Below are 17,030 nucleotides of genomic sequence, written 5' to 3'. Positions count from 1 at the left end.
GTGGGCGCTGCCCCTTCTGTTGGGGCAGCTGCCCTTAGGCGCCCTGTAGCGGCGTCGTAGGGGCCCCGGCGCCAGGGCCGTAGGGGTCGTCCGTGCGGACAGCGCAGCGGGTCTTTCCCGACCCACCCAGAACCCGCGACCACGCCGCCCGGCACCCCGCCGCGCGCCACGAGGACCACGACAGCCGGGCGGGGCGGGAAAGATCGTCCGGACGGACCGGCCCCGGAGTGCCCTGGCGGTGGGGGGACGGCGCTGCTACCGCCCCCCGGAAGGCGACGACACGGGTCTTCACCTGCCGCCGCAGGCGGCACCTGCGAGCTGTGGGGCGGCGTCGCCGCGGCTGCGACGATGTCGACGTGACCAAGTCTGATCTGCCGCCGCTGTCGGACGCCGAGCTCGTGCAGCTCTTCGAGCTGCTGGCTCGGTATGCCTCGAACGACCTGGATCAGTGGGACATGTGGTCGATGAAGCTGTGGTGGGGCACGGCGTACGTCGACGTGTCGAACGGGCCGCTCCCGGGCGCCTCCGACGACCACTACTTGCAGGTGTGGCCTGTCGCGCCGAAGCTCCTTGCGCGTCTGGAGGGGCAAGACGACGGCGACCAGCCGACGTGAGGCCGTGACCAGGCCGGTCACCTCGCCTCTCCGACCTCAGCGCAGCCCGTCACGCTGCGGGCCGCAGCCCGCCAGCGCGACAGAGTCGACTCGCTGATCCCAAGCTCGCGCTGAACTTCGCCCGGGCGGTGCCCGGCTTCCAGGCGCTCGAGCGCCGCCGCCCGGACGTCGTCACCCAAGGCGTGAGCGGTCCGGCCCGCGGGCCGCAGAGTGACGCCGGCCTTGAGGAGCCGGTATCGGACCGCGGCCGACGACGTCCCCAGCCGGGCCCCGACGTCCTCGAGGCTGAGCCCGTCCTCGACGTACAGCCGGACCGCGGCCTCGCCGTCCACCGCCTGGTGCCGGCGCTCGATCCCGTGCTTGCGCCGCAGCCGCTGCACCGTCGCGACCGAGACACAGAGTGCCTCGGCGATCTGGGCCTGTAGTTCCCCCGCCTCCCAGCGCGTCCGGAGTTGCTCGACGAGTTCGGCCCTCCCGGTCGCCGACACCGCTTGCTCGCGGCTCGCCTGTGCCGCGTCGCGACCAGGACGACGGGTGCGGGCGGCCTTCGCTCGCGGCGCCGGCCTCGGCTTGGTCGCCGTCCGACGCTCGTCCACGACGGCCCGGGCGGCGGCCCGTTCCGCGTTGCGGGTCGCCTGCGGGTCGGCGGGCGGCGAGATCGGCGACGTCCACTGGCGTCGGTCCGGGACGGCCGGCCAGTGGTCCGGGCGCCGGACCGCAGTCGTGGGGATGTCGAGGCTCCCCCGCGCCACAACGACGGGACCGGCGGCGCCGTAACTCTTCATCGGGCACCATCCGCGAGGGTCAGGCCGGGGACCGGCTGTGCCGGGTCGGTGCCGTGCGTCGTCGCCCACCACTCGGCGAGCTCGTCGAGGCAGGCGGTGTCGTAGTCGTACTCGCGGGCATTGCTGCCGGCCTTGTGGTGGCCGTATGCGCGGTCGCAGCCGGCCAGTCGCTTGAGGAGGCGGTGGGCTGCACCCGGACGCCAGCGGTCGTGCCAGGTCGCGAGCGGGTCGATGCCTGCGCCGTCAGCCGTGGCGGCCATCCATTGGTACTGGACGACGAGCAGTTCGGCGACGGCGTCCGGGTGCCAGGGCCAGCAGTCGGGGGTCCTGGTCTGCAGGTAGGGCTGCCAGACGGCGGGGACCCAGACCGCGAGCTCGTTGAGCCAGGCGATCGCGAGGGCGGGCTCGGTGACGGTCAACCAGGCCGGGGGCGGGTCGGCTGCCTCGTCGGCCGCGACACCGACCCCGCTGCTCGTCGTCCCGCCCGCCTCGGACCCGTCGTCCGTCTGGTCTACACCGACCTCCCGGGCGGCAGCACCACTCCCTTGCGCGGAGCCCGGACGACGTCCGGCGGCGCGGTGCGCCAGGTCACCGAGGTCCGTCAGGGCGCGGCCGTGGGCGGCGACGACAGCAGGCAGGTCGGACAGCAGGGCGACCTCGTCACGGAGCCGGGCGACGTCGGTCGCGACCTTGGCGACGGCCTGGGTCCAGTCCAGGGCGACGGAGCGGCGGGTCATGCCTCACCGCCGGTGTCGTCCTGGCCGCCCTGACCGCCGTCCGCGCTGTCGATGTCGTGGCCCGGTGTCCGCGGCGCCGGGAACCACGGGGCCGCAGGGCGCGCGCCGGAACGCGGCTCGGGACGACCGGCGGGGACGGGCCTGCGGCCGGTTGGCGTCGCGGTGCCGGGACGAGCGGTCGGCACCCGGCCGGTGCGGTGCTGCGCGAGGGCGTCCATGCCTCGGCGAAGCTGCGCGGCGACCGCGCGGCCGAGGCGCCGGGCGGCGAGAGCGGCACGGGACGGGTCGCGCTCCCAGACCATCGGCGCAGGGCCGACGACGGGACGCAGGCCGTTGCGCAGTACCAGCGCCGTCCCGGTCGGCAGGGTCGAGATCTCGGCCGGCGTCATGACCGGCAGCGGCCGGTTGTCGTCGGCGTCGACGGCGACGAGCCGGGTGCCGCACAGGGTCGAGATCTCTTGCAGGTCGTCGGCGGACTTGATGTTGCCGAAGACGACGAGCGCGCCGGTGTTCGCGAGGATCGCGGACGCCCGCTCGCGGCCCCAGTACTCGCGCAGCTGCGCGAGCGACTGGGCGGCGATGTGCAGGGTGAAGTTGAAACCGCCCATGTCCGACGTCCAGTCGTGCAACGGGATGGGGCCGCAGGTGAGTGGGGCCTCGTCGAGGATCGCGGTCATGGGCGGGTCGAGGCGGCCTCCGAGGTAGGCAGCGTGCATGCGCACCTGGTGGGCGACCTCGGCGGTGAGAGCGCCGATGAGGGTCGGGGCGCCGGCGTCCCGGCCGACGAGGTAGAGGCTGTCCGCGCCGGAGCGGACGAAGGCTGCGACGTCGAGCAGCGCGGGGTCGTCCAGGCGGGCGTCGCCGGCCGCCGCGATGGACGGATCGTTGACCCACTTGAGGTGCGGCAGCAGCGTCGCGGTGATCGAAGAGAGGGTGCGGTCGTTGGTCGCGTAGAGGGACCGGATCTGGGTAACCATCGGCCGCACGTTGAGCGACTGCCCCAGGGCGTTGAGGATCTCGTCGCGGGCGACGGCGTCCGCGGGCGAGATCCAGCCGAGGACGGTGCGCATCGTCTCGCCCGACAGGGCGGCGGCGTGCATGAGCGTGGCGAGCAGGCCGCGGGCCTGCACGTCCCAGCGCTCCCCCTCGGCGGACGGCGACGCCGGGATGAGGTCGGCGGCGCGGCGCTGGGCGGTGGCGTAGTCGTCGCAGCCGGCGAGCGGTGTCCAGCGGACGGTCGAGCCGAGACCTCCCAGGTCGGTCGGGTTGAAGACATCGACCCGGCCCTTGCGGGAGCGGACGCCGCGGGTGGCGTTGAGCAGGTCGGTGCGCGAGCTCGTGACGAGCAGCGACCCGGGGGCGTCGAGCGCGTGGCAGGCCATCGAGGCGGACTTGCCGGAGCGTGGACCGCCGATCCGGAGCGTGACCTCCTCGCAGGACGACCAGACGGTGCTGCCGATCGGCAGCCAACCGGTGCGGACGAGCGGGACGGCGTACTCGGTGACGGGGGTGCGGCGCCGACGCCAGGCGGATGTCGCGGCGAGCGATGGCCGAAGTTGCAGGACGCGGCCGCGGATCGCAGCGCGGGAGGCCTTCTCACCGATGTCCGTCCACGTCGCGACGCCGCCGGCGTGCTGCGAAGCGTCGTCCCGGCGGTCGACCCAGCGGCCGGTCGACAGGGCGGGTGCGAGCCACTTGAGGAACCAGAAGGCGAGCAGCGTGGTCGCGAAGAGGACGCCGGCGGTCTGCGCGCGGGACGTGAGGGTGGCGAACCGCTCGACGTGGCCGGTGAGCCAGGCCAGGGCGAGCAGGACGCCCGCTGCGGTGAGTGGGCGGTACGGCAGGTGCCGGATGGCGCGAAGGATGCGGAACGGCATCGTGGGTCTCCTGGGATCGACTGGGTGGCGACCGTTGACGCGTACGCGTCAATGCGGACCGAGCGCTTGGCGGGACGATCGAGCGCGCGACGAGGTAGCGGACCGGCGCTCGGCGCCGTCCGTTCGTTGGCAGGTCTGGGGTTTCAGTCAGCTAGGTGGAGCCGGGTGACGTCCGGGACAGGGGGATCTCCGGACGCCACCCGGGTCTGTGGGTCAGCCGTGCCGTCGGGCGCTGTGGTGGTCGACGGTGAGGCTGACGAGGAAGGCCGGGACGCCGACCGCGACCATCGGGGCAGGGTCGCCGGTCGCCGCGTAGGCGCCGAGTGCGAGAGTCGGCGGTAGGCCGAGCTTCAGCGCCCAGGAGACGACGCGGCCGCCGGACGGGTGGAGGGTGACGGCGCCGTGCCATCCCAGGTCACCGAGACGCTGGACGTCGTCCGGGGTCCGGGTGTTGGCAAGCACCGCCGAGACACCCTCGGATGCCGGGAGGCGGCGGGGCGGCGCGCAGTCCGAGCAGACGGCGAAGGGCGCGGCTCCCTCGAGCGCGACCTCGCCGGTCGCTGGACGTCGTCCGCACGACTCGCACTCGGTGGGCGCGTGCTGAGCGGCGACCTGCGCCGTCCGGCTCGTCGACAGGCTCACGGCGCACCCGCCAGGTGCGCGGCGAGGCTGTCGAGGAGGTCGGTGCCGATCCAGACGACGGCGAGGACACCTGCGGCGATCAGGTAGGTGACGCCGTCGGCGAGCGGGAACACCCGACGGATCCAGTCCCGAGCAGACGGCGAGGCGCCGCGGACGACGCGGGCGTCGACGGCGCGCGGCTGGCGGCTCATCGGTCGGCCGCCTGGTTCTGCGTCGTCCACGCGGCGGCGAACTCCTCGAGGACGACCGTCTCCCCCGCGTCCGCGGCGGCGAGCAGACCCTCGACGAACTCGCGGGGCACGAGCGTCTTGCGCCCGATCCGCACCGCGGGGAACTGCCGGGCGTAGACGCGCCGGCGGATCGTCATGTCGGAGCAGCCGAGCATCTCGGCGGCGGTCCGCACCGTCAGTAGCGGGTGGTCGGACGGGTGCTCCTTACGCGGCAGCGGCGCGCGCAGTGCGTTCTGCGGCATGGGGTTCTCCCGAGTGGTCAGTGGCTCACCGGGGGCGGTGAGTGCGTAGGGAGAGCATGACCCACACTTGCCTAGGTTGTCTAGCCATGCTGGGCAACATGACTAAGCCAGCCTGGTTGGCTACGCTCTGAACATGGCTCTAGACCCCAACGACTCGCGGCCGCCGTACCAGCAGGTCGCGGCTCAGCTCAGGGCGGCGATCCTCACCGGCAAGCTCGCGCCCGGTGACCAGCTGCCCTCGGGCAACGAGATGGCGCAGACCTACGCGGTCGCGCGACAGACCATCCAGCAGGCGCTGCGGATCCTCCGGGAGGAGGGGCTCATCGTGTCCCGCCAGGGCACGGGGACGTTCGTCAAGGCCAGGACGGAGAAGCCGGTCGGCCTGCGGCCCCACCTCGAGGCGATTTTCCGGGCCGAGGAGGTGACCATCGACTTCGCGGGGTTCTCCGGTGAGACGCTCGCCGGCGCGATCCAGGAACCGCTCGACAAGATCCGAGCTGGCCGATTGACGCCAGCCTCAATTGCGATCCGCGTTCTCATTCCTGATGCCGGGCGGCCCTGGGGGGTGCCCTGCCTGCAGGACTCGCTTGACGACTCCCCTGCGTTCCGCGAGCGGGCCGCCGGGATCGCGATCCGGAGCATCGACGGCATAGCCTCGTCGGTGGCTGAACTGCAGTCGCTAGGACTCGTACCTAAAGCCACCCTTGAAGTGCGGACCCACCCGGGCGCCGCGCAGTTCAAGGTGTACATCCTCAATCGATCCGAAGCATTCTTCGGGTTCTACCCTGTGAGCGCCAACGAGGTGGCCTACAAGGGTGAGTCCCTCAAGATCTGGGATCTGCTTGGCAAGGACTCGTTGCTGTTTCATCACGCGCGAGGTGACGACGAGAGCCTGGGTGGTGTCTTCGTGGAGCAGGCACAGCTCTGGTTCGACAGTCATTGGGACACGGTCGCGCGGCCACTGTCGTGGTAGGCGACGCAGCGAACCTGGTGCGCGGAACATCCGCCATTCTGCTGGACTTCGACGGACCCGTTTGCTCAGTCTTCGCAGGCTTGCCCGCTGCAAGCGTCGCGGAGGATCTGCGCGTCCTCGCCTCCCATGCGGCCGATATCGCCGATGAGAGCGACCCTCTTGAGGTGCTCCGCAAAGTCTCCAAGAGCTCTCACGCGGCCGCGGTTATGGCCGAGGACGTTCTAGCGGCCGCGGAGTTAAAGGCCATCGCCCTCGCGGCGCCAACAGACGGCGCCGATGACCTTCTTCGGTATGCACATCGGAGGAAGATCCCGGTGGCAATCGTCAGTAACAACAGCGAGGCGGCGATCCGCGCCTACCTAGCAAAGAGGAACCTTTCACACCTCATTGCCATGATCAGCGCCCGCTCTCCAACCTCTCCGGACCTCATGAAGCCCCATCCACGCTCGCTAGAGATCGCCATCCATGGTCTCGCAGTCGCGCCGGCAAGGACATTGATGATTGGGGATTCGATGGCTGACATAGCCGCCGCAAGGGCCATCAACATAAAGATCATTGCTCTAGCCAATCGCGCACATAAGGCTTCTCAGTTCGCAAAAGCCGGCGCCGACTGCATCGTGACGACCATGCGCGAGCTGACCCGATTCCAATCATGACCTCCACTGCGCACCTCCTGGGCGGCACAAGGTGGGCACGCGACGGTCTCGCCCAAACCATCCCCACCCTGAAAGACGCTGCTGTACGGTGACAACGGACAGGGCAAGACGGTCTTTCACCGGGAGAAGAAGGCATTGAAACTCGTCAGCATTCGGGTCCGGAACTTTCGAACTGTGGGACCGGACGAGCAAACACTCTCACTGGAGCACGGCTTAACACTGGTTGGTCCAAACAACAGCGGCAAGACCAATCTACTGAAGGCAATTCAGTTTCTTTTCACTGGCTGGGACAACTCTCACGCCTACTCCCAATCCGCGGATCTCACATTCGGCGACCGCAGAGTAAAGACTTCATTCCTGGCCACCTTCGATGGTGACGATAGCAGCGGCAGCAATGACTCGCCCATCTACGATGCTCTAGACAACCTTCATCAGATCCTTGGAACCCGGCGCTCTTCTTCGACCTTCACATTGAGCCTACAGTTCACGGCCAGCAACACTCCTGTGTATCAGTTCTTTCCGAACGCAAAACAGCCCGATGTAAATGCGCTCCGAACGCAATTCAGTCGGACTCAGCGACAACTAGTCGTGGATCTTCTATCACGTTTTGCATGCCACTACGTGCCGTCAGCACGGAGCATGAGGGAACTCTACGAAGAACTACTCGTGCCATTCCTGCGGAAATCTGCCGCCCTAGCACTTGCGCCTCACAGCGATGCGATCTCTACGGTTCTCCAGGGCGTGGCGGAGAGTTTCAACGGCCAGCTGTCGGCGTCTGGACTGACAGATCTTCAAGTCTCTTTCGAACTCCCCAACGGGTCACTGGAGGATCTACTGCAGGGCTTCGACTTCTACATCTCCGACCCCGAGAAGACGACGATCTTCCGCAAGGGTCAGGGCATCCAGTCGACAGCTCTCCTGGCCGGCTTCATGTGGATGACTGCACAACTGAGACAACAAGGAAAGGAAGTCGTCTGGCTCCTAGAGGAGCCAGAATCATACCTGCATCCAGAACTCTCTCAATCAGCACTCACACTTCTCGAGAGGCTGCGCCAACAGTCGCTCTTGGTCGTGACGACCCACGCATTGGCATTCGTCCCTCAAGATCCGGCGCTAGTAGCTGGCACAAGCCTTGAAGCGAATCGAACGAGAGTCGAGGTGTTTCCCAGCTACGTCGAAGCCACTGCACGCCTTCGGACCGCGCTTGGTGTCAGATTCAGCGACTACTTTAACCTCGGGCGGTATAACCTCCTGCTAGAAGGAAAGACCGACCGGCAATTCATCGACTGGGTTCTCCAGCAAATCCCCAGAGAAGTTCACGAATGGAGCGAATTGCGCGAGGCCCACCTGCTGGACTTCGGGGGTGTCAGGCATCTCGGCGGATTCGTGCGTGCCACGTACGGATTCATCTCCGCAGAGCGCGCATGTGTGTGCGTGTTTGACGGCGATGACGCCGGAGAAAAAGAGCGTCGCGATCTCCAGCAGTACTTGGGAAACAAGTCAATCCCCTTTGAAGCGAATCGCAACTTCCTATCAGTTCGAGATCGTTTCGCAGTCGAAGGCCTGTTTCCAGATGCATGGGTCGAACAGCTGCACAATGAGCATGCAGGATGGTTCGAAACATACTCGGTGGATGTCACGGGACAACTCGAGCCGTACAAGATTCGCGATGGTCGGAAAAGTGACGCCGGTCAGTGGCTTATGTCGTGCGCCGAAAGAGAGCCCGACCTACAGTGGGCGGACCGCTGGGTTGCCTTCTGTCTTGCTGCCAACAATGCCCTTCGCGCTCTACACGTCACTTTGACTGCTCGCGCAACGCCGCCGGCGGCACAGGGTAGTGGGGGAATCGGGCGGAATTGACGGTCGTCGGTATCCTCAGCACGAGCACTCGGCCGGGTTGGCTTGCAGATGGCTATGCCCGGACGCTAGTCAGGTCGAGGGGACTCTTGGACTTCTTTGCCAGATCTTGCAGGCTGGCAGGAAAGCCCTTGCGACCCCAAGTGTGCTGCCACACGACCGCGTCAGCCGCCCTTACCGCCGCGGCAAGGTCATCCATCATCGCCAGGATCCGCTCCGTGCTCAGCGGGACGTCGCCGCCCACGTACGCCTCACCAATCAGCCAATCGGCCTGGTCCGCTTCGCCAGCATAGGCCTCACGCTGTTCCTCAGTTCGGAGTCTTCCTCGCTGGTGCGCAAGCAGGTGTCGCAGGGACCGCACGTACCGGACAGGCCCAGACTCGATCTCGATGCCGATAGCCTTGTGGATCTGTCGAAGCGTTGGCCACTGGGGAGACAGCTGGCCAGGATGGACTTTCGCCGCGAAGCGCCATTTTTCCCCGTTCCCATCCGTCACTACATATCGGCTCATCAACTCGCTGAGGCTCTGCTCGGTATAGACTTCGTAGGCCGTCACAGCGTCTCGAAGCGCGCCGGACCTCAGCATCCACAAGTAGTCGTCTTGCCAAAGGCCGAGAACCTTCCGGTGAAACAGATCGACATGGCCTTCAGTGTCATCCCGGTCGGGATCGAAAGAGGCACTGAACTCACGTTCAGACTCGCTCCAGGTAGTCGCGTACGCTAACTGCGTCCATCGTGCCGACAGGAGCAAGTAGGCGCGAATGTCTGCATCCACGGCCTTCCATTCATCGAAGGCCTGGGTGACCTGATCCTCACCATTCCATGGCATAGCCCACGCCCTCACGGATTGTCCGATGCCCGGAACCTGACCTCCTTGCAGCGCCATCGGCCCCCGCTGCGAGCGACGACGCCTTGGCCAGCAAGAGCCGCCAAAGCTCGCTGGACTGTGGAGCGAGCCACTCCGAAGTACTCAGCGAGCTCTGTGATCGTGGGCACCAGATCGCCAGGCTCCAATCTACCGGTTTGCCTTGCTAGATCGAGGGCGTCCGCGATCTCCAAGTAGGTGCTGGCGGTTCCGCCGCCCAGGACCTCATTGATGGGCTTTGAGACGCGGCACAGAGCCCTAGCCGGGAGTGAGTGCGCCGGATTGCCGGCGCTGCCCTTCCTCAGCCGCATAAGGTCGCGAGAGAGGTTTTCTGCGGCCAACTGGTCAACTGGACGCGTCCACGACGCGTATACCTTCAGCGTTGTCGCGCCGCCATCGCCGTGCCCCAGACGACCTGCGGTCGTGCGCAGGTCAACGCCTGCAGCGAGCAGTTGCGTGGCGTTGAAGTGGCGCAGGTTCTTCAGCGGCTCGTCGATGCCGATGGTCGTGGCCAGATCGCGGTAGAGGTGCGTGAAGTGGTCGGGATGCCACGGTCGGCCGCAGGTCGGGTCGGCGCTGAACAAGAAGGCGTCTGCAGCGAGGGTGAGACCGCCTGGCGCGACGCCGGTTTCCCGTTGCTGACGGAAATCACGCAGCATCTGGACCGTCAGGTCATCGAGGGACAACCTCCGCTCGGTGTCGGTCTTGGTGCCCTTCAGGCGCCTCTGACCGTCACGCACGACGTAGTTGTGGGCGATGTCGACGAACGCGCGGTCGAGGTTGACGGCGGTCCACCGGAGGGCGACGAGCTCGCCGCGGCGGGCACCCGTTGTTGTGGCGAGCCAGAGGAAGATCGCCATCTCGAGGTCGACTTCGAACGCGAGGTTGAGCAGCCGGGCGACCTGCTCCGCCTCCGGCGGACGGGCACGCCGACGCTCGAGCTTCGGCGGATGGGCGTACTCGGCCGGGTTCCGTTCGATCCAGCCCCAGGCGACCGCGTAGCCGAGTGCCGACGAGATGATCGCGTGGATCCGGCGGATCGTCGACGGCGCCATCGGCTTGCACTGGTGCGGTCGGCACTTCGCCGCCTCGCACTCGTGGCCCTCGGCGGCCTGGTGCTCGACGTAGGGCCGGCCGTCACACAGGACGTTGCAGCGGCGCAGGTGAGTGTAGAGCCGGTCGAGGAGGTCGACGCGGTGCTGCAGCTTGCGCAAGGTGAAGTCGCCGAGTGCCGGCCGGATGGTGCGGCGGATGTAGCCGGCCGTCGTCTCCTGCGTCGACAGCTCGTGGTCGACCGTCTGCATCCAGCGGTCGAGCAGGACGGACAGCGTCGCACCGGTCTCGGGGATGCTCTCGGCGTCCGCCTGGTCGAGGAACCGGAGACGGTCCTTGTCGGCCGCGGCCCTCGTCCTGTGGACCTCGCCGATGAGGTAGACCTGCCGGCCGGTGATCGGGTCCTTGCCCGCGTACACCCGTGCCCTAAAACCGGTCTTCAGCGTCTCGATCGAACCCTTGCCCATGAGCGGAACGTAGGGCGGATCAAGAGGCTCATGCCACGATCCATGCCACGGGTTGTCTAGACAGGCTGCCCAACCGGGCGAGAATGAGGCTCTGACCTGCAGTGATGTCGGAGCCGCCTTCGGGATTCGAACCCGAGACCTACGCATTACGAGTGCGTTGCTCTGGCCAACTGAGCTAAGGCGGCACGCACCACCGGGGTGGCACGGTGCACGAGTTTACACACCCCGGAGGGTGCCCTCGAACCGGTATCGGGTGTCGGACCCACCGGCTTGAGCGGGCGCCCAGAAGCCTACGAGCAGGTGACGTCGGCCTTCGGGACGGTGCCGGAGACGAGGTAGTCCTCGATCGTCGTGTCGACGCACTTGGAGCCGCGGCGGTAGGCGGTGTGGCCCTCGCCCTCGAAGGTGACGAGGACGCCCTGGTCGAGCTGGCCGGCGAGGCTCTGGGCCCACTCGTACGGGGTCGCGGGGTCGCCGGTGGTCCCGATGACGAGGATCGGCGGGGCGCCGGGGGCGGTGAGCTTCTGCGGGGCGACGGCGGGCTTGATCGGCCAGACGGCGCACCCGAGGGACGACCAGGCGACCGTGTCGCCGAGCGGCGGGTACTTGGCGAGCCAGTCCTTGGCGTCGGCCTTGACCTGGTCGAGGGAGCGGGTGTCGGTGCGGTCGAGGCAGAAGATCGGACCGGTCGCCTGGAGGGTCTGGGCGTAGGTGCCGTCGGGGCGGCGCTCGTTGTACGCGTCGGCGAGTGCGAGCAGGCCGTCGCCCTGGCCCTTGAACGCCTCGGTGAGCGCCGCGCGCAGCTGCGGCCAGAACGCCGGCAGGTAGAGCGCCATCGCCATGCCGGTCGTCATGAGGCTCTGGGTCAGCTGACGCCCGGACGAGGTCGCGAGCGGCTTGCTGTCGGCGTTCTTCACGAGGGTCTCGATCTGCGCGAACGCCTGCTCCTTGGTGCCACGCAGGGGGCAGCCCTTCTCGCCGAGGCAGTCCTCGACGAACGCCGTGGCCATCCGGGAGAAGCCCTGGGCCTGGCCCTCGGAGTACTGCTCGGCGGACAGGCTCGGGTCGACGGCGCCGTCCAGCACCATCCGGCCGACCCGCCACGGGAAGAGCTCGGCGTACCAGGCGCCGATGAAGGTCCCGTACGACCAGCCGTAGTAGGAGATGACCTTCTCCCCCAGCGCCGCCCGGATGACGTCCATGTCCTTGACGGTGCTCACGGTGTCGACGTGCCCGATGAGCGGCCCGGTGCGCTCCTCGCACTGCTTGCCGAAGTCGGTCGCGTCGGCGACGACCTTCGTCGCCTCGGCGTCGGAGTCCGGTGTCGCGTCGGACGACAGCCAGGCATCGACCTCGGAGTCGGGCAGGCAGCTGATCGGCGTCGACTCGCCGACGCCGCGCGGGTCCCACGCGACGGCGTCGTACGACTGCCGCACCCGCGTCCCGAGCGAGCCGGGCGAGGAGCGGAACCACTCGACCGCCGAGACCCCCGGACCGCCGGGGTTGAGGAGCATCGTGCCGATCTTCTTGCCCTCGGCCTTGAGACGCAGCAGCGAGAGCTCGATGGTGTCGCCGGACGGCGCGGCCCAGTCGAGCGGGACGGTCACCTTCGCGCACTCGAAGTCGTTGCGGCAGGACGTCCAGGCGAGCTTCTGGCCGTAGAACGCGGCCAGCGCGGTGTCGTTGGCCGGGTCCTTGGTGTCGGCCGGCGCGGACGTCGCGGCCGTCGGGGCCTGCGGCTCCGGCGTGCTGCCCGTGCACCCCGCGAGGACGGCGAGCGCAGCGACGGCTGCGACAGCGCGGACGGTCAGACGGCGGGAGCGCGCGGCGACAGTCACCCGCCCGACGCTACCCCGGGACGGGAGTGCGTGGCGCCGCGGGTTCACCGGGACCGCACGTCCACGGGACGCAGCCGCACCATGAGCGCCTCGATGGCGAGCAGCGGCGACACGTTCGCCTCGATCCGGGTCCGGGCCTCCCCGATGGCCTCCATCCGGCGCAGCGTCTCGGCCGGCGTCGCGGCCCCTGCGAGCCGCTCGACGTCGTCCGCCATCTCGGCGTTGACGAGCTCGACGGGCGACCCGAGCTGGACGACGAGCACGTCCCGGTAGAGCGAGAGCAGGTCGACGAGGGCCCGGTCGAGGACGTCCCGGTTGGCCCGGGTGGCCCGGCGCTTCTGGTTCTCCTCGAGCTGGCGGACCTGCGCCCGGACGGGGGGCGGCAGCGTCGCCTGCCCCTCGGCGCCGAGCGAGTGCAGCAGGGCGGCACGCTCGCTGGCGTCGCGGTCGGCCGTGGCCGCCTTCGCCTCCTCCTGCGCGACCTCGACGAGCTCGGCGGCCGCGAGCACCGCGGCCCCGACGGACGTCACCTGCATCGGCAGCCGGAGCACCTCCCGGCGGCGGATCCGGGCGCTCTCGTCGACAGCGAGCCGGCGCGCGAAGCCGATGTGGCTCTGCGCGGCCCGGGCGGCGAACGAGGCGACCGCCGGGTCGATGCCGTGGCGGCGCACGAGCAGCGCCGCGACGTCCGCGACCGGCGGCACCCGCAGCCCGACGTGCCGGCAGCGCGAGCGGATCGTCACGAGGACGTCCTCCGCGGACGGTGCGCAGAGCAGCCACACGGTGCGCGGCGGCGGCTCCTCGATGGCCTTGAGCAGGAGGTTGCCGCTGGTGTCGTTGAGCCGGTCGGCGTCCTCGACGACGATGACCCGCCACCGCCCGAGCGAGGGCCGCTGCTGGGCCAGGGTGACGAGCGGGCGGACGTCCTCGACACGCAGGAACACGTGCTCGGTCGCGACGAGCGTGACGTCCGCGTGGCCGCCCGACAGCGCCGTCCGGCACTCGTGGCACTCCCCGCACCCGCCGCGCGGGCACTGCAGCGCCGCCGCGAAGGCCCGGGCCGCGTTCGAGCGGCCCGACCCGGGCGGGCCGGTGAGCAGCCAGGCGTGGGTCATCCCGCCGACGTGCCGGCCGGGCGCCGGCGCGTGCGCCTCCGCGGCGAGCGCGGAGCCGGTCGGCTCGACGCCGTCGGGGTCGTGCGGGGCGAACTCGTCGTCCGCGACGAGCAGGTCACCGCCGAGGTCGGCCGCGGCCTGCTGCTCGACCTGGGCCCGGGCCGCGTCGGCGGCCCGGCGCAGCACGGAGACGGCGTCGGGCTGGCCGACGAGGTCGTCCCAGACGGTCACTTGTCGCCCTCGCCGAAGAGCTCGTCGCGCAGGTCGATCGCGGCCGTCGGCGGGGGCTCCTGGGCGGCCGGGGCCGCCGCACCGGAGCGGACGCCGCGACCACGGGAGCGCCCGTCGTCGTCCTTCGGCAGCGTCACCGGCCCGGTCATCGGGCCGGCCGTGTCCCCGCGCAGGCGGCGCATGAAGCGCCCGGCGACGGTCGGGACGGCGGCCGACTCGACGCGCTCCCGGCGGGAGGCCCGGGACGGCGGCGCGGCGTCGCCCGGCACGGTCGGCATCACGTCACCGCGGGCCAGGGCCAGGTCGTTCGCGGTGATCTCGACCGTCGGCATCGCGTGGAGGACGGCGGTCGCGGCGTCCGAGGGCGCGTTCGGCAGCGACGGTGCGCCGGACAGCCGGGGCACGGCCGCGGACGGCGGCTCGACCGGGACCGTCGGCGGCACAGGGTCCGCAGGGGCGGCCACGGGCGCCGGGGCGGGAGCAGCGGTCGGGACCGTCGGCGCCGGACCGCCCGGCACCCGGAACGCCGTCGGCGGCGGGGTCGGGCGGGTCTGGGCCGCCGAGACGTCGGAGCCGGCGCCGAGCGGCGCCCAGCCGGACGGCGTGCTCTCCCCGGCCTCCTCGGTGAGCTGGCGCTCGACCTCCTCGCGGACCTGGCGCTGCTTCTCGGCGCGGGCGAGCGACTCGTCGCGCTGCCGGCCCCGGAGCTCGCGGTCCAGCCGGAGGACGTCGGCCTCGGCCGTCGCCTTGCGGCGGCGCTGGTCCTCCTCGTCGGCGAGCTTGGCGGCGAGCTCGGCGCGCTTGCGGACCGACACCGGCAGCGCGTCCCGCAGCCGGGACCGGATCGCGGCCTGGATGTCGGCGCGGTCCTCGGAGGCGTCGATGACGAGGTAGCGGTGCGGCTCCCGGCGGGCGAGGTCGAGGAACCGCTCCCGGACCCGCTCGTGGAAGGCGTCCGACTCGGCCTCGATCGCGTCGTCCCCGTCGGAACGCTCGAGGTCGCGGCGGCGGCGGACCTTGGAGATCTGCGGCGGCAGGTCGAGCAGGACCGTGAGGTCGGGGACGAGGCCCGCGGTCGCCCAGCGGGACAGCCGCGCGACGTCGTCCGGGTCGAGCTCCCGACCGGCGCCCTGGTAGGCGACCGAGGAGTCGACGTACCGGTCGGTGACGACGACGGCGCCCCGCTCGAGCGCCGGCCGGATGACCGTCTCGACGTGGTGCGCGCGGTCCGCGGCGAACAGCAGGGCCTCGGCGCGGGCGCCGACGGTGTGCTCGTGCCCGAGGAGGACGTCGCGCAGCCGGACGCCGACCGGCGTCGCACCCGGCTCGCGGGTGAGGACGATCTCGTGGCCCTGCTCGTCGCGCAGCCACTGGCCGAGCAGCTTGGACTGCGTCGACTTGCCGGCGCCGTCCCCGCCCTCGAGCGCGATGAAGTAGCCGGGCGCCGTCCGGCGCGGCGGGCGCGGCCCCTCGGCGCGCGCCGACCAGGCCCGCCGCAGGTCGGCGCCGAGCCGGGTGCCGCGGCGGTCGTCCATCTGCCGGAACGACAGGATGCCCATGCCGAGCGCGATCGCGCCCGCGAAGAAGAAGACGAAGGCCGCGCCGTTGTACGTGAGCGCGAACGAGTCGGTGAAGGTGAACGTGTGCTGCCCGATCGGGGCGGCGATCGCCGGGCCGGCGGCGAGCACGAGCACGAGGACGACCCGGGCGGCGGACTGCAGGAAGCCGAAGGTCCGGCCGCGGACCTCGTCGTCCACCTCGAGCCCGAGCAGCGTGTAGCCGGTGACCCAGGCGACGCCGCCGCAGGCGCCGAGCGCCGTCGTGAACAGCGCCGCCATGACGATGTTCGGCACGAGCGCCAGGAGCAGGAGGAACACCCCGGCGGAGATGAGCGCGAGCCCGAAGAGCCGGCGGCGGGAGAAGTCGACGAGCAGCCGCGGGCCGGTCCACATGCCGAGCGCGAGGCCGACGAACACCGCGCCGAAGAGCACGCCGAAGCCGGGCTGGCCGGCACCGAGGTCGGTGACGAACGTCTGGGCGAGGCCGACGACGAACCCGGCGGCCCCGAAGGCGCCGAGCATGCCGAGGACGAGCCCGCGCACGACCGGCGTCGAGCCGACGAACTTCCAGCCGTCGATGATGAGCCGCAGGACACTGGCCGAGGGCCCGGCCGGCACGGCCCGCGGCGGGATCTCCAGACGCCAGATGACCAGGCCGGAGACGAGGAACGTCAGCGCGTTGAACCACAGCGCGAGGTCGACCGGGTTCGCGACGAGCCGCGGCACCCAGTTGTCGAGGATGCCCGTGAGCAGGGCGAGGCCGGAGTAGACGAGCGCCGCGACGGGTGCGCTGCCGTAGGTGGCGACGAGGCTGATCTGGTTCGCCGCCTCGAGCCGCTTGCGCGGCACGAGGTTCGGGACGGTCGCGTCCTTGGCCGGCATCCAGAACAGCGCGACGCACTCGATGAGGACGGTCGCGACGTAGAGCCAGGTCAGCGTGCCGACGAGCGGGATCGACGCGAAGAGCACGAACCGGAGCAGGTCCCCGAGGACGAGCGTCCAGCGCCGGTTCAGCTTGTCGGCGAGCGCGCCGGCGATCGGGCCGAAGACGACGGCGGGCGCCAGGCGCAGGATGAAGACACCGGCGATGGCGAAGTTCTCGGCGGTGTAGGACCCGCTCGCGAGGTTCTTGGCGAGGGCGGCCGTCGCGAGCAGGCCGAGCCAGTCGCCGAAGCTCGACAGCCCGAGCGCCATCCAGAGCCGGCGGAAGGGCGTGATCCGCAGGACGGCGGCGACGTCGTGGTCGGGGGCGGTGTCCCGGTCGTCGGCGTCCTGGGGGCCGATGCGGG

General features: G+C 70.0%; 15 protein-coding genes and 1 tRNA gene. 4 read left to right on the top strand and 12 right to left on the bottom strand.

The window, feature by feature from the left end; translation table 11 throughout:
* Positions 1–356: 356 nt before the first annotated feature.
* Entirely contained in the window at positions 357–614 is a 258-nt protein-coding gene (locus EDJALFJO_RS09660) for a hypothetical protein (protein ID WP_088284595.1), read from the top strand.
* Between the two features lie 17 nt (positions 615–631).
* Here EDJALFJO_RS09660 and EDJALFJO_RS33335 read toward each other — a convergent pair whose 3' ends face one another.
* The 6 genes from EDJALFJO_RS33335 to EDJALFJO_RS09625 form a co-directional block, all read right to left on the bottom strand.
* Positions 632–1,399, bottom strand: a complete 768-nt coding sequence (locus EDJALFJO_RS33335; protein ID WP_143448408.1) for a helix-turn-helix domain-containing protein — start codon at positions 1,397–1,399, stop codon at positions 632–634.
* On the bottom strand, positions 1,396–2,136 hold the full coding sequence (locus EDJALFJO_RS09645) for a hypothetical protein (protein ID WP_088284589.1): 741 nt from the start codon (positions 2,134–2,136) through the stop codon (positions 1,396–1,398). The genes EDJALFJO_RS33335 and EDJALFJO_RS09645 overlap by 4 nt, the downstream gene beginning before the upstream one ends.
* Complete coding sequence (locus EDJALFJO_RS09640) at positions 2,133–4,013, bottom strand: type IV secretory system conjugative DNA transfer family protein (protein ID WP_088284587.1); 1,881 nt, start codon at positions 4,011–4,013, stop codon at positions 2,133–2,135. The genes EDJALFJO_RS09645 and EDJALFJO_RS09640 overlap by 4 nt, the downstream gene beginning before the upstream one ends.
* Before the next feature lie 213 nt (positions 4,014–4,226).
* Positions 4,227–4,655, bottom strand: a complete 429-nt coding sequence (locus EDJALFJO_RS09635; RefSeq protein WP_088284585.1) for a hypothetical protein — start codon at positions 4,653–4,655, stop codon at positions 4,227–4,229.
* A complete protein-coding gene (locus EDJALFJO_RS09630; RefSeq protein WP_088284583.1) occupies positions 4,652–4,846 on the bottom strand; it encodes a hypothetical protein in 195 nt (64 codons plus the stop codon). The genes EDJALFJO_RS09635 and EDJALFJO_RS09630 overlap by 4 nt, the downstream gene beginning before the upstream one ends.
* Positions 4,843–5,127 carry an excisionase family DNA-binding protein gene (locus tag EDJALFJO_RS09625; RefSeq protein WP_088284581.1) on the bottom strand — a complete coding sequence of 95 codons (285 nt, stop codon included), beginning with the start codon at positions 5,125–5,127 and terminating at the stop codon, positions 4,843–4,845. The genes EDJALFJO_RS09630 and EDJALFJO_RS09625 overlap by 4 nt, the downstream gene beginning before the upstream one ends.
* Before the next feature lie 133 nt (positions 5,128–5,260).
* On the opposite strand from EDJALFJO_RS09625, the gene EDJALFJO_RS09620 reads away from it, so the two are divergent.
* The 3 genes from EDJALFJO_RS09620 (at position 5,261) to EDJALFJO_RS09610 (ending at position 8,616) form a co-directional block, all read left to right on the top strand.
* Positions 5,261–6,100: a GntR family transcriptional regulator gene (locus EDJALFJO_RS09620; RefSeq protein ID WP_088284579.1), complete on the top strand. Its 840-nt coding sequence runs from the start codon at positions 5,261–5,263 to the stop codon at positions 6,098–6,100.
* Entirely contained in the window at positions 6,094–6,756 is a 663-nt protein-coding gene (locus tag EDJALFJO_RS09615; protein WP_088284577.1) for an HAD family hydrolase, read from the top strand. Before EDJALFJO_RS09620 ends, EDJALFJO_RS09615 begins: the two co-directional genes overlap by 7 nt.
* Positions 6,757–6,891: 135 nt before the next feature.
* Complete coding sequence (locus EDJALFJO_RS09610) at positions 6,892–8,616, top strand: ATP-dependent endonuclease (RefSeq protein WP_158220358.1); 1,725 nt, start codon at positions 6,892–6,894, stop codon at positions 8,614–8,616.
* Positions 8,617–8,668: 52 nt separating this feature from the next.
* Here the strand turns inward: EDJALFJO_RS09610 and EDJALFJO_RS09605 are convergent, their stop codons facing one another.
* The 6 genes from EDJALFJO_RS09605 to tmk form a co-directional block, all read right to left on the bottom strand.
* Entirely contained in the window at positions 8,669–9,442 is a 774-nt protein-coding gene (locus tag EDJALFJO_RS09605; RefSeq protein WP_143448407.1) for a hypothetical protein, read from the bottom strand.
* Between the two features lie 11 nt (positions 9,443–9,453).
* Positions 9,454–10,998 carry a tyrosine-type recombinase/integrase gene (locus EDJALFJO_RS09600; RefSeq protein ID WP_088284571.1) on the bottom strand — a complete coding sequence of 515 codons (1,545 nt, stop codon included), beginning with the start codon at positions 10,996–10,998 and terminating at the stop codon, positions 9,454–9,456.
* Between the two features lie 111 nt (positions 10,999–11,109).
* Positions 11,110–11,183, bottom strand: a tRNA-Thr gene (locus tag EDJALFJO_RS09595).
* Between the two features lie 105 nt (positions 11,184–11,288).
* Positions 11,289–12,836, bottom strand: coding sequence for an alpha/beta hydrolase (locus tag EDJALFJO_RS09590; RefSeq protein ID WP_088284569.1), 1,548 nt, complete (start codon positions 12,834–12,836; stop codon positions 11,289–11,291).
* A gap of 44 nt (positions 12,837–12,880) precedes the next feature.
* Entirely contained in the window at positions 12,881–14,182 is a 1,302-nt protein-coding gene (locus EDJALFJO_RS09585; RefSeq protein ID WP_088284567.1) for a DNA polymerase III subunit delta', read from the bottom strand.
* Positions 14,179–17,030, bottom strand: a 2,852-nt coding sequence (tmk, locus tag EDJALFJO_RS09580) for a dTMP kinase (RefSeq protein WP_233149775.1), incomplete at its 5' end; no start/stop codon positions are given. The genes EDJALFJO_RS09585 and tmk, both read right to left, overlap by 4 nt.

The sequence above is a fragment of the Kineosporia sp. A_224 genome, from assembly GCF_002198655.1.
Classification (GTDB): domain Bacteria; phylum Actinomycetota; class Actinomycetes; order Actinomycetales; family Kineosporiaceae; genus R-H-3.
The sequence above is the reverse complement of the archived record's forward strand: the minus strand, read 5'-3'. Positions and strand labels throughout refer to the sequence as shown.

Bases quoted from the DNA above. Each gene is read 5' to 3' on its own strand.
- EDJALFJO_RS09605 (WP_143448407.1), bottom strand. From the start codon at position 9,442: ATGCCATGGAATGGTGAGGATCAGGTCACCCAGGCCTTCGATGAATGG.
- EDJALFJO_RS09645 (WP_088284589.1), bottom strand. From the start codon at position 2,136: ATGACCCGCCGCTCCGTCGCCCTGGACTGGACCCAGGCCGTCGCCAAG.
- EDJALFJO_RS09625 (WP_088284581.1), bottom strand. From the start codon at position 5,127: ATGCCGCAGAACGCACTGCGCGCGCCGCTGCCGCGTAAGGAGCACCCG.
- EDJALFJO_RS09600 (WP_088284571.1), bottom strand. From the start codon at position 10,998: ATGGGCAAGGGTTCGATCGAGACGCTGAAGACCGGTTTTAGGGCACGG.
- EDJALFJO_RS09620 (WP_088284579.1), top strand. From the start codon at position 5,261: ATGGCTCTAGACCCCAACGACTCGCGGCCGCCGTACCAGCAGGTCGCG.
- EDJALFJO_RS09640 (WP_088284587.1), bottom strand. From the start codon at position 4,013: ATGCCGTTCCGCATCCTTCGCGCCATCCGGCACCTGCCGTACCGCCCA.
- EDJALFJO_RS33335 (WP_143448408.1), bottom strand. From the start codon at position 1,399: ATGAAGAGTTACGGCGCCGCCGGTCCCGTCGTTGTGGCGCGGGGGAGC.
- EDJALFJO_RS09630 (WP_088284583.1), bottom strand. From the start codon at position 4,846: ATGAGCCGCCAGCCGCGCGCCGTCGACGCCCGCGTCGTCCGCGGCGCC.